The 14529-nt window shown below is 70.4% G+C and carries 14 protein-coding genes; 10 read left to right on the plus strand and 4 right to left on the minus strand.

Translation table 11 applies throughout. The features are described 5' to 3' along the window. Nucleotide 1 precedes the first annotated feature (1 nt). Together A5705_RS04230 and A5705_RS04235 are read right to left on the minus strand one after the other, a co-directional pair. Nucleotides 2-541 carry a GNAT family N-acetyltransferase gene (locus A5705_RS04230; RefSeq protein ID WP_067880693.1) on the minus strand — a complete coding sequence of 180 codons (540 nt, stop codon included), beginning with the start codon at nt 539-541 and terminating at the stop codon, nt 2-4. 4 nt (nt 542-545) lie between these two features. After that, complete coding sequence (locus A5705_RS04235; protein ID WP_068275638.1) at nt 546-1751, minus strand: serine hydrolase; 1206 nt, start codon at nt 1749-1751, stop codon at nt 546-548. A 311-nt stretch (nt 1752-2062) separates the two neighbouring features. Between A5705_RS04235 and A5705_RS04240 the strand changes: the two genes are divergently transcribed. Further along, nucleotides 2063-2491, plus strand: coding sequence for a cellulose-binding domain-containing protein (locus A5705_RS04240; protein WP_068275640.1), 429 nt, complete (start codon nt 2063-2065; stop codon nt 2489-2491). A 21-nt stretch (nt 2492-2512) separates the two neighbouring features. On the opposite strand, the gene A5705_RS04245 is transcribed toward A5705_RS04240, so the two are convergent. After that, complete coding sequence (locus A5705_RS04245) at nt 2513-3769, minus strand: DUF222 domain-containing protein (RefSeq protein WP_068275645.1); 1257 nt, start codon at nt 3767-3769, stop codon at nt 2513-2515. A gap of 134 nt (nt 3770-3903) precedes the next feature. Here A5705_RS04245 and pyrR point away from each other — a divergent pair, with 134 nt between their 5' ends. The 7 genes from pyrR (at nt 3904) to pyrF (ending at nt 12617) form a co-directional block, all read left to right on the plus strand. Further along, complete coding sequence (gene pyrR / locus A5705_RS04250; protein ID WP_067880702.1) at nt 3904-4461, plus strand: bifunctional pyr operon transcriptional regulator/uracil phosphoribosyltransferase PyrR; 558 nt, start codon at nt 3904-3906, stop codon at nt 4459-4461. Further along, complete coding sequence (locus A5705_RS04255; RefSeq protein ID WP_067880705.1) at nt 4458-5417, plus strand: aspartate carbamoyltransferase catalytic subunit; 960 nt, start codon at nt 4458-4460, stop codon at nt 5415-5417. The genes pyrR and A5705_RS04255 overlap by 4 nt, the downstream gene beginning before the upstream one ends. Beyond that, the gene (locus tag A5705_RS04260; protein WP_067880709.1) at nt 5414-6706 is read left to right on the plus strand and encodes a dihydroorotase; all 1293 of its coding nucleotides are present in this window, start codon (nt 5414-5416) and stop codon (nt 6704-6706) included. Before A5705_RS04255 ends, A5705_RS04260 begins: the two co-directional genes overlap by 4 nt. Further along, nucleotides 6703-7200, plus strand: coding sequence for a transporter (locus A5705_RS04265; protein ID WP_067880712.1), 498 nt, complete (start codon nt 6703-6705; stop codon nt 7198-7200). The genes A5705_RS04260 and A5705_RS04265 overlap by 4 nt, the downstream gene beginning before the upstream one ends. Continuing rightward, nucleotides 7197-8318 (plus strand): glutamine-hydrolyzing carbamoyl-phosphate synthase small subunit, encoded by a 1122-nt coding sequence (carA, locus tag A5705_RS04270; RefSeq protein ID WP_068275649.1) that lies wholly within the window; start codon nt 7197-7199, stop codon nt 8316-8318. Before A5705_RS04265 ends, carA begins: the two co-directional genes overlap by 4 nt. A gap of 97 nt (nt 8319-8415) precedes the next feature. Next, entirely contained in the window at nt 8416-11793 is a 3378-nt protein-coding gene (gene carB, locus A5705_RS04275; RefSeq protein ID WP_067880717.1) for a carbamoyl-phosphate synthase large subunit, read from the plus strand. Further along, complete coding sequence (pyrF, locus tag A5705_RS04280; protein WP_067880720.1) at nt 11790-12617, plus strand: orotidine-5'-phosphate decarboxylase; 828 nt, start codon at nt 11790-11792, stop codon at nt 12615-12617. Before carB ends, pyrF begins: the two co-directional genes overlap by 4 nt. 5 nt (nt 12618-12622) lie before the next feature. Here pyrF and A5705_RS04285 read toward each other — a convergent pair whose 3' ends face one another. Next, the gene (locus A5705_RS04285; RefSeq protein WP_067880723.1) at nt 12623-13045 is read right to left on the minus strand and encodes a molybdopterin-binding protein; all 423 of its coding nucleotides are present in this window, start codon (nt 13043-13045) and stop codon (nt 12623-12625) included. Nucleotides 13046-13469: 424 nt separating this feature from the next. Here A5705_RS04285 and mihF point away from each other — a divergent pair, with 424 nt between their 5' ends. Both mihF and gmk read left to right on the plus strand, forming a co-directional pair. Then, nucleotides 13470-13787 carry an integration host factor, actinobacterial type gene (gene mihF / locus A5705_RS04290; protein WP_067880726.1) on the plus strand — a complete coding sequence of 106 codons (318 nt, stop codon included), beginning with the start codon at nt 13470-13472 and terminating at the stop codon, nt 13785-13787. Between the two features lie 58 nt (nt 13788-13845). Beyond that, nucleotides 13846-14469 carry a guanylate kinase gene (gene gmk, locus A5705_RS04295; protein WP_197516996.1) on the plus strand — a complete coding sequence of 208 codons (624 nt, stop codon included), beginning with the start codon at nt 13846-13848 and terminating at the stop codon, nt 14467-14469. The last annotated feature ends 60 nt before the right edge of the window (nt 14470-14529 follow it).

Here is a 14529-nt window from a genome sequence, read left to right on the forward strand (position 1 = left end):
GTCAGCGCAGGATCTTCGCGTACAGCAGGGCGTCCCGGGGCTCGGGCCCGATGGTGGGATAGACGGCGTGGCGGGCCAGCCGCCCCTCCAACTCGAAACCGGCGCGCTCCAGCGACCGCGCCGACCGCTCGTTGTCCGGGCTGCACGTCGCCCAGACGCGATAGACCCTGCGGTCGGCATCCAGCGCGGCGAGCAAAAGATCGAGCACCTCGGACATGTAGCCCTTGCCCCACCACTTGCGGCCGAGGCAGTAACCGATCTCGACCGAGTGCGGCACCGGGCGCCGGCAGCTGGTCAGCCCGATGACGTCGCCGCTGTGCTTGAGCGTGATGGCCCAGGTCCGCTCGTCGCCGCCGACGTTGAGCTTCTCGGTGATCACCCGCCGCGTCGCCGCCACGTCGGGATGCGGCGCCCACAGCAGGTACTTGGTGACCTCGGCGTCGCGGGCGACCCGTTGGAAGAGCGCGCCCGCGTCGTCCAGCGTCGGCGGGCGCAGCACCAGCCGCGGGCCGGTCATGCGGTCGGGCGGGTAGTCCACCATCGCGCTACAGGCCGAGCGCCTGATAGGTGCGGCGGACAAACTTCGGTTGCGCCGTGCGGAGTTTCGCAAGCGACGTGTTGCCCGCGACGGCGGTGGCGGCGTCCACGGTCAGATCGGGCAGGTTCTGGATCAGATACAGCAGGATCAGGTCGTCCGACGGGTCGGCCTGCCACCACGTCCCGTAGGCGCCGGGCCAGCTGAACGTCCCGGGCCCGCCCGGCCCGAACAGCGGGGCCGACTTCGCCGGGTCGGTCACCACCGACAGGTTCAGTCCGAAGCCGCGGCCCACCCAGTACGGCGCCCCGAGGAAGTTGTGCCGCTTCTGCTCGTCGGTGAGCCGGTCGGTCCGCATCAGCCGGGCGGACTCGGGGGAGAGCACTCGCACGCCGTCGACCTCCCCGTCGCCGAGCAGCATCCGCACGAACCGCAGGTAGTCGTCGGCGGTCGACCACAACCCGCCGCCGGCGTTGCAGAACGAGGGCGGCTTGATGTGCGGTGGGCCCATGACGCCGTGCTGCAATTCGTGGTCGTCGGTGAGCCGGTACATGGTGGCGGCGCGCCGGCGGGTTTCGGGGGAGACGAAAAAGCCGGTGTCGGGCATGCCGGCCGGCCCCAGCACCCGTTCGTCGAGAACCTGGTGGAACGGCTTGCCGTCGATGCGAGCAGCGATGACGCCCAACAGGTCTATCGCGTGGCTGTAGGTGACCTTCTCGCCGGGTTGATGCACCAGCGGCAGCTTGGCGAGCTCGGCCAGCCAGGCGTCGGGGCCCTGGTGGAACGGCAGCCGCATGTATGCCTTGGCGATCGGCCCGGACACCGAGAACGCGTAGGCCAGGCCGCTGGTGTGGGTGAGCAGGTCCTCGATCAGGATGGCGCGGCCCAGCGGGTGCGTCCGGTCCAGCGGACCGTGCGGGTCGTCGAGCACCCGCACGCCTGCCAATTCGGGCGCCCAGCGCACGACCGGGTCCTTGAGCGCCAGCTTGCCCTCGTCGACCAGGCTCATCACCGCCGCGACCGTGACGGGCTTGGTCATCGACGCGATGCGGAACAGCGTGTCCCGCTGCATCGGCAGGCCCGCGTCGATGTCGCGGTAACCGATCTCGTTGACCTGCAGGAGTTCTCCGCGCTGCCAGACCATAGTCACCGCGCCGGCGAGGAGGCCGGCGTCGCACACCTCGCGGATGGAGGCCTGATTAACGTCCAGATTCATCGGGTTCAGGGTAGTGGGCGGGCCGGCAAGGCCGCGCACGCGTCAGCTGTTGCGGCGGGCGTGCAGCACTGCGCCGGTGAAAGCATCCGGGGCTTCCTGGGGCACGTTGTGCCCGGCCCGCACCGGGCGTACGTCGAGCAGGGCGGGGAAAGAGCACTATCGCGAACGCTTGGCATCCCCTCGTCGTGTTCGGGCCGACTTCCGCCTCCGGCGAGCCAAAATTTCATGACGGTTTCGGTTGAGCAAAGGTACTGCAGCGTACCCGCGCTGCGCGGGCCGATATCGTTCGTTTGGCTTTAGTGTTGGCTGCCATGGCCGCACTGAGCAATCGCGTGAAGCGCTGGCGCACAGCGCTCTACGCCACCGTGTCGGCGTTGATGGTCGCCAGCCTCGGACTCGTGATGACGCCGGTGGCTCACGCGGCCGCGGCCGCGGCGACGTTGTCGGTCGAACATACGTGGCAGACGGGCTTCATCGCCAACTTCACCGTCACCAACGCGAGCATGGCGCCGCTCAGCGATTGGAAGCTTGAATTCGACTTGCCGGCGGGAGAATCCGTCCTGCACACGTGGAACAGCAGCTTCACGCAATACGGCACGCACGTTGTTCTCACCCCCGCAAACTGGAATCGCGTGATTGCACCCGGTGGTTCGGCCACGGGCGGTTTCCGGGGCGCGCTGAGCGGTACCTACTCGCCGCCCGTGAACTGCGTGCTCAACGGGCAATACCGTTGCGGCTAGCGGCGGTGTGCCTCCGCCGGCTCAAGCCGCGTGGTACTCGACGAGCGCGACGATGATCCTGGCTTCCATCTCGCTGTCGAATACCTCGATCGTTCCCGGCGGCGGCGGTGCGCCCGAGCGGTAGCGCGCGCCGGTGGGTGTGGTGAATTCGGCCGTGTGAGTGCCGGTTTCATCGACCGCGGCCGTGACTCGCCAGCCGGGCGCTTCCTTGACGTAGTTACAGCGCTCACACGATCCGAGCCCGTTCGCCCCGCTGGTCGCACCGCCGCGGTGGTGCGGACGGGCGTGGTCGTGGTGGCGGATCGGGGCGTCGCAGTAGGGGGTGCGACAACGCTGATCGCGCAGGCCGATGAAGGCGGCCAGCCCCTTCGGGAAGCAACGCGACCGCGACTCCATGGCGACCAGCGACCCCGAGCGGGGATGCCGATAGAGCCGCCGCAGCGTCGCCCTCGACCGCTCGTCGCCGACCGCGTCGCCCACCAGGTGGCGGGCCACGGCGGCCGGTATCGGGCCGTACCCGTCGACCGCGGCCGCCTCGTCGTCGTGACCCAGCAGCGTCCCGTCGGACATCACCAGGTTCACCGCTATCGGCTGCGCGACGTCGGCGGGCCGGCCCGTGACGCGCTCGACCAGCGCGTCGGCCATCACCTGTCCGCGGGTGCGGCCGTCGAACGTGGTGTCCGCGGCGCGCTTGAGCGCCGCGTACACCGAGACGCCCTTGGCCACCGGCAGGAGCGCCGTCACATAGCTCATGGTGTCGGGCGCCGGCCGAATCGTCACCGTGCGCTCGGATTCGGCCCTGGCCGCGCGCTCGACCACCGCCTGAGGGTCGAGCCGGTAGGCGATCGCCCGCGCCGCCGCCACGATCCGCGCGTCGCCCATGCCGTCCAGCTTGGACCCGTCGGCGCACAGCTCGGCATCCAGCGCGCGCCGGTCCTCGACGTCCAGGCAGGCGCTTTCGCGCACGATCAGGGTGGCCCGCCACTCGGACAGCCGCCCGGATTCCAGCGCGGCCAGCGTGTGCGGCATCTCGTGTACCACCGCTTTGGCGAAGCCGAGATGCCGTCCGCCCCGGGCCGGCGCGTCGCGCCGTGCCAGGGCGATTTCGCTGGCCAGGCCGCGGCCGCGCTGCGCGGCCGGCACCCCGGCCGCGGCCTCGTTGGCGCGGCGCAGCGCCTCCAGCTGCACCGACACGCGCGCCTGCTCCGCGGCGGCGGCCGACTTGAGCGTCTCCAGCTCGGCGATCCGCGCGATCAGCGCGGCCTCGGATTCGAACATGCTTTCGATACTAGCCGGGGCCGCCGACACGTCCACCTTCCTGCCGGCCACTGCGGCGGAAGTGCTACGCTGCCGGGCAGTCGACATCCTTTAACGATCCGTCCAGAGAGGCGGAGAAGGAGGTCAAGTCTCGTATGTGCGCCGCGAACGACGCGGGCCGCGAATTGATGTCGGCGGCCGACGTGGGCCGCACCATTTCCCGGATCGCGCACCAGATCATCGAAAAGACCGCGCTGGACGGCCCCGACGCGCCACGGGTGGTGCTGCTGGGCATCCCGACGCGCGGCGTCACCCTCGCCAAGCGCCTGGCCGCCAACATCGGCGAATACAGCGGCGTGGACATCCCCCACGGCGCGCTCGACATCACCCTCTACCGGGACGACCTGATGCAAAAGCCGCCCCGCCCGCTGGAGGCCACCTCCATCCCGGCCGGCGGCGTCGACGACGCGCTGGTGATCCTCGTGGACGACGTGCTCTACTCCGGGCGCTCGGTGCGCTCGGCGCTGGATGCGCTGCGCGACGTCGGGCGGCCGCGGGCGGTGCAGCTGGCGGTCCTGGTCGACCGCGGTCACCGCGAGCTGCCGCTGCGCGCCGACTACGTGGGCAAGAACGTGCCGACGTCGCGCAGCGAGAGCGTGCACGTGCTGCTGGGCGAACACGACGGCCGCGACGGGGTGGTGATCGCCAAATGAGCGCGCGCCACCTGCTGGCCGCCGGCGACCTGAGCCGCGACGAGGCCGTCGCCATCCTCGACGACGCCGACCGGTTCGCGCAGGCCCTGGTGGGCCGCGACATCAAGAAACTGCCGACGCTGCGTGGCCGCACCGTCGTCACGATGTTCTACGAGAACTCGACCCGCACCCGGGTGTCCTTCGAGGTGGCCGGCAAGTGGATGAGCGCCGACGTGATCAACGTCAGCGCGGCCGGATCGTCGGTGGGCAAGGGCGAGTCGCTGCGCGACACCGCGCTGACGCTGCGGGCCGCCGGCGCCGACGCGCTGATCATCCGGCACCCGGCGTCCGGGGCCGCGCACCTGCTCGCCGAATGGACTTCGGCTGCGACGGCAGCCACTGGCCCAGCGCCGTCGGTGATCAACGCCGGCGACGGCACCCACGAGCACCCGACGCAGGCGCTGCTCGACGCGCTGACCATCCGCCAGCGCCTCGGAGACATCGAGGGCAGGCGCGTCGTGATCGTCGGCGACATCCTGCACAGCCGGGTCGCCCGGTCCAACGTCATGCTGCTGGCCACTCTGGGCGCCGAGGTGGTGCTGGTGGCGCCGCCGACCCTGTTGCCGGTGGGGGTCGACGGCTGGCCTGCGACCGTGTCGTATGACTTCGACGCCGAGCTGCCGGCCGCCGACGCGGTGCTGATGTTGCGGGTGCAGGCCGAGCGGATGAACGGCGGCTTCTTCCCGTCGGTGCGCGAGTACTCGGTGCGCTACGGGCTGTCCGAGCGGCGCCAGGCGATGCTGCCGGGCCACGCCGTGGTGCTGCACCCGGGGCCGATGGTGCGCGGCATGGAGATCTCATCCACGGTCGCCGACTCGTCACAATCGGCTGTGCTGCAACAGGTTTCGAACGGGGTGCATGTGCGGATGGCGGTGCTGTTCCATGTGCTCGTGGGGACGGAGGAAATCGCGGCATGAGCGTGCTGATCCGCGGTGTGCGCCCCTACGGCGAAGGCGACCGGGTCGACGTCCTGGTCGATGACGGGCAGATCGCCGACATGGGGCCGGACCTGGCGATCCCGGACACGGCCGACGTCATCGACGCGACGGACCAGATCCTGCTGCCCGGGTTCGTCGACCTGCACACCCACCTGCGCGAGCCCGGCCGCGAGTACGCCGAGGACATCGAAACCGGTTCGGCTGCAGCAGCTTTGGGCGGCTACACGGCGGTGTTCGCGATGGCCAACACCAACCCGGTCGCCGACAGCCCGGTGGTCACCGACCACGTCTGGCACCGCGGTCAGCAGGTCGGCCTCGTCGATGTGCATCCCGTCGGCGCCGTCACCGTCGGGCTGGCCGGGGCCGAGCTGACCGAGATGGGCATGATGGCCGACGGCGCCGCGCAGGTGCGGATGTTCTCCGACGACGGGGTGTGCGTGCACGACCCGCTGATCATGCGCCGCGCCCTGGAGTACGCCACCGGCCTGGGGGTGCTGATCGCCCAGCACGCCGAGGAGCCGCGGCTGACCGTCGGCGCCGTCGCCCACGAGGGACCGACGGCCGCCCGGTTGGGGCTGGCGGGGTGGCCGCGAGCCGCCGAGGAGTCGATCGTGGCCCGCGACGCGCTGCTGGCCCGCGACGCCGGCGCCCGGGTGCACATCTGCCACGCCTCCACGGCCGGCACGGTCGAGATCCTGAAATGGGCCAGGGAGCAAGGTATTTCGATCACCGCCGAGGTGACGCCGCACCACCTGCTGCTCGACGACAGCCGGCTGGCCGGCTACGCGGGCGTCAACCGGGTCAACCCGCCGCTGCGCGAGGCCGCCGACGCGCTCGCGCTGCGTCAGGCGCTGGTAGACGGGGTGATCGACTGTGTGGCCACCGACCACGCCCCGCACGCCGAGCACGAGAAGTGCGTCGAGTTCTCCGCGGCGCGCCCCGGCATGCTGGGGCTGCAGACCGCGCTGTCGGTGGTGGTGCACACGATGGTGGCGCCCGGGCTGTTGACGTGGCGCGACGTGGCGCGGGTGATGAGCGAGAATCCCGCCCGCATCGTCGGCCTGCCCGACCACGGGCGGCCGCTGGAGGTGGGGGAGCCGGCCAACCTGACCGTGGTGGACCCGGACGCCACCTGGACGGTCACCGGGTCGGACCTGGCCAGCCGGTCGGCCAACACGCCGTATGAGTCGATGACGCTGCCCGCCACCGTGACCGCCACCCTGCTGCGCGGGAGGGTCACCGCCCGGGATCAGAAGAGCCCGGCATGAACTCCGGCACGCTGGTGGGGTCGCTGATCTTCGCGGCCGTGCTGGTGGTGGTGATCGCGGTGCTCATCCAGCTGATGATGCGGGGCTGGCAGCGCCGCTCGCAGCGGCAGACCGAGCTGATCGGCGACCTGCCCGACGTGCCCGACAAGGTGGGCACCGCGAGCGTCACCACCCGCGGGCTCTATTGCGGCTGCACGATGGCGCCCTCCTGGAACGAGCGCATCACGGCCGGTGACCTGGGGTACCGCAGCAAGGCGGTGCTCACCCGCTACCCCGAGGGCATCCTGCTGGAACGCGTTCGCGCCAAACCTATTTGGATCCCGCGGGAGTCGATCACGGCCATCCGCGTGGAGCGCGGCATGGCCGGCAAGGTGGTCGCCCGCATCGGGATCCTGGCGATCCGGTGGCGGCTGCCGTCGGGCCCCGAGATCGACATCGGGTTTCGGGCGAACCACCGCGAAGAATACGACGCCTGGGTGAAGGAGTCCGCGTGAGTAGTAAGGCCGTACTGGTACTGGAAGACGGCCGGGTCTTCACCGGGACGCCGTTCGGCAAGATCGGCCAAACCCTCGGCGAGGCCGTCTTTTCCACCGGCATGTCCGGCTATCAAGAGACGCTCACCGACCCCAGCTACCACCGTCAGATCGTGGTCGCCACCGCGCCGCAGATCGGTAACACCGGCTGGAACGGCGAGGATGCCGAGAGCCGCGGCGACAAGATCTGGGTCGCCGGTTATGCGGTGCGCGACCCGTCGCCGCGCGCCTCGAACTGGCGGGCCACCGGCACGCTGGAGGACGAGCTGGTCCGCCAGAACATCGTGGGGATCGCCGGCATCGACACCCGGGCGGTGGTGCGGCACCTGCGCAGCCGAGGTTCGATGAAGGCCGGCGTCTTCTCCGGCGACTCGTTGGCCGAGCCGGCCGAGCTGGTGGACCGGGTACGAGGCCAGCAGTCGATGCTGGGCGCCGACCTGGCCGGTGAGGTCAGCACAGGTCAGGTCTATGTTGTGGAACCCGAAGGGCCGCAAAGGTTTACCGTCGCCGCGCTAGACCTGGGGATCAAGACCAACACCCCGCGCAATTTCGCCAGGCGCGGCGTCCGCAGCCACGTGCTGCCGTCGTCGGCGACGTTCGACCAGATTGCCGACCTCGAGCCCGACGGCGTGTTCCTGTCCAACGGTCCCGGCGACCCCGCCACCGCCGACCATGTCGTCGCCGTCACGCGGCAAGTCTTGGCGGCCGGGATCCCGTTGTTCGGAATCTGTTTCGGCAACCAGATCCTCGGCCGGGCGCTCGGCCTGTCCACCTACAAGATGGTGTTCGGCCACCGCGGCATCAACATCCCCGTCATCGACCACGCCACCGGGCGGGTGGCGGTGACCGCGCAGAACCATGGCTTCGCGTTGGAGGGGGAGGCCGGGCAGTCCTTCGATACGCCGTTCGGCCCGGCGATCGTCAGCCACACCTGCGCCAACGACGGGGTCGTCGAGGGCGTCAAACTGGCTGACGGCCGGGCGTTTTCGGTGCAATATCACCCGGAGGCCGCCGCCGGCCCGCACGACGCGGAATACCTGTTCGACCAATTCATCGACCTGATGGCGGGCCACCAGTGACTCCACTACTTCTCGCGAGCGTGCGTGTCGGTACGGCGACACGCGGTAATCGGGGTACATCTGCGCACCTTCGCGCCCAGACAGGGAGGGGGCGCTAGTGCCGCGTCGCACCGATCTCAACCACGTGCTGGTGATCGGCTCCGGGCCGATCGTCATCGGGCAGGCCGCCGAGTTCGACTACTCCGGCACCCAGGCGTGCCGGGTGCTGCGCGCCGAGGGGCTGCAGGTCAGCCTGATCAACTCCAACCCGGCCACCATCATGACCGACCCGGAGTACGCCGACCACACCTACGTCGAGCCCATCACCCCGGCGTTCGTCGAGCGGGTGATCGCCCAGCAGGCCGAGCGCGGCAACAAGATCGACGCCCTGCTGGCCACGCTGGGCGGGCAGACGGCGCTGAACACCGCGGTCGCGCTGTACGAGAACGGGGCGCTGGAGCGCTACGACGTCGAACTGATCGGCGCCGACTTCGACGCCATCCAGCGCGGCGAGGACCGGCAGCGGTTCAAGGACATCGTCGCCAAGGTCGGCGGCGAATCCGCCCGCAGCCGAGTATGTTTCACCATGGAAGAGGTCCGCGAGACGGTCGCCGAACTCGGCCTGCCGGTCGTGGTGCGGCCGAGCTTCACGATGGGCGGGCTGGGTTCGGGGATGGCCGACTCCGCCGAGGCCGTCGAGCGGATGGCCGGCGCCGGGCTGGCCGCCTCGCCCAGCGCCAACGTCCTCATCGAGGAGTCGATCTACGGCTGGAAGGAATTCGAGCTCGAGCTGATGCGCGACGGCAACGACAACGTGGTCGTGGTGTGCTCGATCGAGAACGTCGACCCGATGGGCGTGCACACCGGCGACTCGGTCACCGTCGCGCCGGCCATGACGCTCACCGACCGGGAGTACCAGCGGATGCGCGATCTGGGCATCGCGATCCTGCGCGAGGTCGGGGTGGACACCGGGGGCTGCAACATCCAGTTCGCCGTCAACCCGAGCGACGGGCGGCTGATCGTCGTCGAGATGAACCCGCGGGTGTCGCGGTCCAGCGCGCTGGCGTCCAAGGCCACCGGCTTCCCGATCGCCAAGATCGCCGCCAAGCTGGCCATCGGCTACACCCTGGACGAGATCGTCAACGACATCACCAAGGAGACCCCGGCCTGCTTCGAACCGACGCTGGACTACGTCGTCGTCAAGGCGCCGCGGTTCGCGTTCGAGAAATTCCCCGGCGCCGACCCGACGCTGACCACCACCATGAAATCCGTCGGTGAGGCGATGTCGTTGGGCCGCAACTTCGTCGAGGCGCTCGGCAAGGTGATGCGGTCGCTGGAGACCGGGCGCGCCGGCTTCTGGACCAAGCCGGACGACGACGGGGACGTCGACGAGGTCCTGACCCGGCTGCGGACCCCGACCGAGGGCCGGCTCTACGACATCGAGCTGGCGCTGCGGCTGGGCGCGTCGGTCGAGCGGGTCGCGGCGGCCAGCGGAGTCGACCCGTGGTTCGTCGCGCAGATCGGCGAGCTGGTCGAGCTGCGCGCCGAGGTGTGCGGTGCACCCGTCCTCGAGGCCGACCTGCTGCGCCAGGCCAAGCACCACGGCCTGTCGGACCGCCAGATCGCCGCCCTGCGTCCGGAATTGGCGGGGGAGGACGGGGTGCGCTCGCTGCGCGAGCGGCTTGGCATCCACCCGGTGTACAAGACCGTCGACACCTGCGCGGCGGAGTTCGAGGCCAAGACGCCGTATCACTACAGCAGCTACGAGCTGGACCCGGCCGCCGAGACGGAGGTGGCCCCGCAGGGCGAGAAGCCCAAGGTGCTGATCCTGGGATCCGGGCCCAACCGGATCGGCCAGGGCATCGAATTCGACTACAGCTGCGTGCACGCTGCAACGACGTTGAGCGAAGCCGGTTTCGAGACCGTCATGGTCAACTGCAACCCCGAGACGGTGTCCACCGACTACGACACCGCCGACCGGCTCTATTTCGAGCCGCTGACCTTCGAGGACGTCCTCGAGGTGTTCCGCGCGGAGACGCTGTCGGGCGCGGGCGGCCCGGGGGTCGCGGGAGTGATCGTGCAACTCGGCGGCCAAACCCCGCTCGGGCTGGCGCAGCGGCTGTTCGACGCCGGGGTTCCGATCGTGGGCACCCCGCCGGAGGCCATCGACCTGGCCGAGGATCGCGGCGCCTTCGGCGACGTGCTGGCCACGGCCGGACTCCCCGCGCCGAAGTACGGCACCGCAACCACTTTCGCGCAGGCCCGCCGCATCGCCGACGAGATCGGCTATCCGGTGCTGGTGCGCCCGTCGTACGTGCTGGGCGGGCGGGGCATGGAGATCGTCTACGACGAGGAGACGCTGCAGGGCTACATCACCCGCGCCACGGCACTGTCGCCCGAACACCCGGTGCTGGTCGACCGCTTCCTCGAGGACGCGGTGGAGATCGACGTCGACGCGCTGTGCGACGGCGCCGAGGTGTACATCGGCGGCATCATGGAGCACATCGAGGAGGCCGGCATCCACTCCGGGGACTCCGCGTGCGCGCTGCCGCCCGTCACGTTGGGCCGCAGTGACATCGAGAAGGTGCGCCGCGCCACGGAGGCCATCGCGCACGGCATCGGCGTCGTGGGGCTGCTCAACGTGCAGTACGCGCTCAAGGACGACGTGCTCTACGTGCTGGAGGCCAACCCGCGGGCCAGCCGCACCGTCCCGTTCGTCTCCAAGGCCACCGCCGTCCCGCTCGCCAAGGCGTGCGCGCGAATCATGTTGGGCACCAGTATCTCCCAGCTGCGCGACGAGGGAATGCTGGCGCGCGAGGGTGACGGTGCCCACGCGCCGCCGCAGGCTCCGATCGCCGTCAAGGAGGCCGTGCTGCCGTTTCACCGCTTCCGCGGCCTCGACGGGGCCGCCATCGACTCGCTGCTCGGTCCGGAGATGAAATCGACGGGCGAGGTGATGGGCATCGACCGCGACTTCGGCACCGCCTTCGCCAAGAGCCAGACCGCCGCCTACGGGTCACTGCCGGCCGAGGGAACGATATTCGTGTCGGTGGCCAACCGGGACAAGCGATCACTGGTGTTCCCGGTCAAGCGGCTGGCCGACCTGGGCTTTCGCGTGCTGGCCACCGAGGGCACCGCGGAGATGTTGCGCCGCAACGGGATTCCCTGCGACGAGGTGCGCAAGCACTTCGAGCCGCCGCAGCCCGGACGCCCCGCGATGTCCGCGGTCGACGCGATCAAGGCCGGCGAGGTCGACATCGTGATCAACACGCCGTTCGGCAACTCCGGCCCGCGCATCGACGGCTACGAAATCCGTTCGGCCGCGGTGTCGGTCAACATTCCGTGCGTCACGACGGTGCAGGGCGCGTCGGCGGCCGTGCAGGGCATCGAGGCGGGGATCCGCGGCGACATCGGCGTGCGGTCCCTGCAGGAGCTGCACAGCGCAATCGGTGCGCACAGCGCCGGGGCGATTCAGCCCCCGGGCAACCCCCGATGACCGGCTTCGGCGCGCGGCTGGCCGCGGCCAAGGACAGTCGCGGGCCGCTGTGCCTGGGCATCGACCCGCACCCCGAGTTGCTGCGGGCCTGGGACCTGCCGGTCACCGCCGACGGGCTGGCCGCGTTCTGCGACGTCTGCGTCGAGGCGTTCGCCGGATTCGCCGTCGTCAAGCCCCAGGTCGCGTTCTTCGAGGCGTACGGGGCCGCCGGGTACGCGGTGCTGGAACGCACCATCGCCGCGCTGCGTTCGGCCGGGGTGCTGGTGCTCGCCGACGCCAAGCGGGGCGACATCGGGACGACCATGGCGGCCTACGCCGCCGCGTGGGCCGGTGATTCGCCGCTGGCCGCCGACGCGGTGACCGCCTCGCCGTATCTGGGGTTCGGCTCCCTGCGGCCGCTGCTGGAGGCCGCCGCCGCCACCGACCGTGGTGTGTTCGTGCTGGCCGCGACCTCCAACCCGGAGGGCGGCACGGTGCAGCGCGCGACGTTCGACGGCCGGATGGTGTCCCAGCTGATCGTCGACCAGGCGGCGGTGGTCAACCGATCCGCCACGGGGTCCGGGCCGGGTTACGTCGGCGTGGTCCTCGGCGCGACGGTGTTCGGGGCGCCGGACGTGAGCGAGCTGGGCGGACCGGTGCTGGTGCCCGGCGTGGGGGCGCAGGGCGGGCGCCCCGAGGCGCTTGGCGGCCTGGGCGGCGCGAAGCCGGGGCAGCTGCTGCCGGCCGTGGCGCGCGAGGTGCTCAAGGCCGGCCCCGGCGTGGCGGACCTGCGCGCGGCCGGCGAGCGGATGCGGGACGCCGTCGCGTACCTGGGAGCGCTTTAAGCCGCTCAGTCCGCGGCTACCGGCTCTCCCGGCCGCGCCGTCTCGACGATCACGGTGGTGGCCTTGACGACGGCCACGGCCACGCTGCCGGGCTGCAGGTGCAGCTCCTCGGCGGCCTCGGTGCTCATCAGCGAGACGACGGTGTGGGGACCGCACTGCATCTCGACCTGGGTCATCACCTTGTCGCTGATCACCCTGGTGACCAGGCCGACGAACCGGTTGCGGGCCGAGCTGCCGATGCTGAGCGGTTCGGGCGGCGGATTGGGTGCGTTGGAACGCGAGAACTCGGCCAGATCCTTGCTGGCGATGACTTTGCGGCCGGCCGCGTCGTGGCTGACCGACAGGGTGCCCTGGTTGATCCACCGCCGGACGGTGTCGTCGCTGACTCCGAGCAGCTCAGCCGCCTGACGGATGCGCAGGTTCGGCACGGCTCGATGGTAACCCGCCGACCTGGCGGCGGGCGCCGGGCGCGACACGCGCGACACGCCACGGAAAAATGCGTGATCCCCCGCACCTCGACCGCGGGCCGCGCACCGCGGGCATCCGTGGCGCTCGCGGCGGCGCCGGGCGGCATCCGCCCTCAGACGTAAAACCGCAGTTCAAAAGGCATATCGCCGGGCTTGCGGCGCCGATTTCGCGCCGGAATGGGCAGCTCGTCCGGCCGGTCTCCGCGACGCCCCGCGGACCGCGCAACCGCCTCGGCCGCGCGGCGCACGCTGCACATTTGCACAATTAACCAGGGGGGCGGGTTAGATTTCGTCAGGAAGGCTGAGTACGGTCATCTCCGCTGGCTGAAGTACCCGGCAGAGACAAAACGAGATCGATTGACGATTGATCAGATACGGAGGAATCGTGGCCCTTCCCCAGTTGACCGACGAGCAGCGCGCGGCCGCTTTGGAGAAGGCGGCTGCCGCTCGTCGCGCGCGAGCAGAGCTCAAAGACCGCCTCAAGCGGGGCGGCACCAATCTTTCCCAGGTGCTCAAGGACGCCGAGAGCGACGAAGTCCTGGGCAAGATGAAGGTGTCTGCGCTTCTCGAGGCGTTGCCGAAGGTGGGCAAGGTCAAGGCGCAGGAAATCATGACCGAGCTCGAGATCGCCCCCACCCGCCGCCTGCGCGGCCTCGGCGACCGGCAGCGCAAGGCCCTGCTGGAAAAGTTCGGCTCCGCCTAGCCTGCCGACGATGCAGGCCGAAAGGCCTGAAGAGGCAGGCACACCGGCACAGCCGCCGGTGAGCGCCGGAGAGGGGCCGGACGTCGCACGGGCATGCCCCGAGCCAACCGGCAAGGGGCGTGTGGTCGTGCTGTCCGGTCCCTCGGCGGTCGGCAAGTCAACCGTGGTCCGATGTCTGCGCGAGCGGATCCCGAACCTGCACTTCAGTGTCTCGGCCACGACCCGGGCCCCGCGGCCCGGCGAGGTCGACGGGGTCGACTACCACTTCGTCACCCCCGCCCGCTTCCAGCAGCTGATCGACGACGGCGCCCTGCTGGAATGGGCCGAGATCCATGGCGGGCTGCACCGGTCGGGCACCCTGGCCGCGCCTGTGCGGTCCGCCACCGAGTCGGGGCTCCCGGTGCTCATCGAGGTGGACCTCGCCGGCGCCAGGGCGGTGAAGAAGGCGATGCCCGAGGCCGTCACGGTGTTCCTGGCCCCGCCCAGCTGGGAGGACCTAAAGGCCAGGCTGGTCGGCCGCGGCACCGAGACACCGGAGGCCATCCGCCGTCGCCTCGACACCGCCCGCGTCGAAATGGCGGCCCAGGACGACTTCGACGAGGTGGTGGTCAACAGTCGATTGGAGTCTGCGTGCGCCGAATTGGTATCCTTGCTGGTGGGAACTGCGCCGGGCCCGGCATGAACTGCCTGGCCGGACCAGCAGCCAGACCAGATTCCATCGACTCCAATCCGCCAGGAGATA

This window comes from Mycobacterium sp. E787, from assembly GCF_001668725.1.
Lineage (GTDB): Bacteria > Actinomycetota > Actinomycetes > Mycobacteriales > Mycobacteriaceae > Mycobacterium.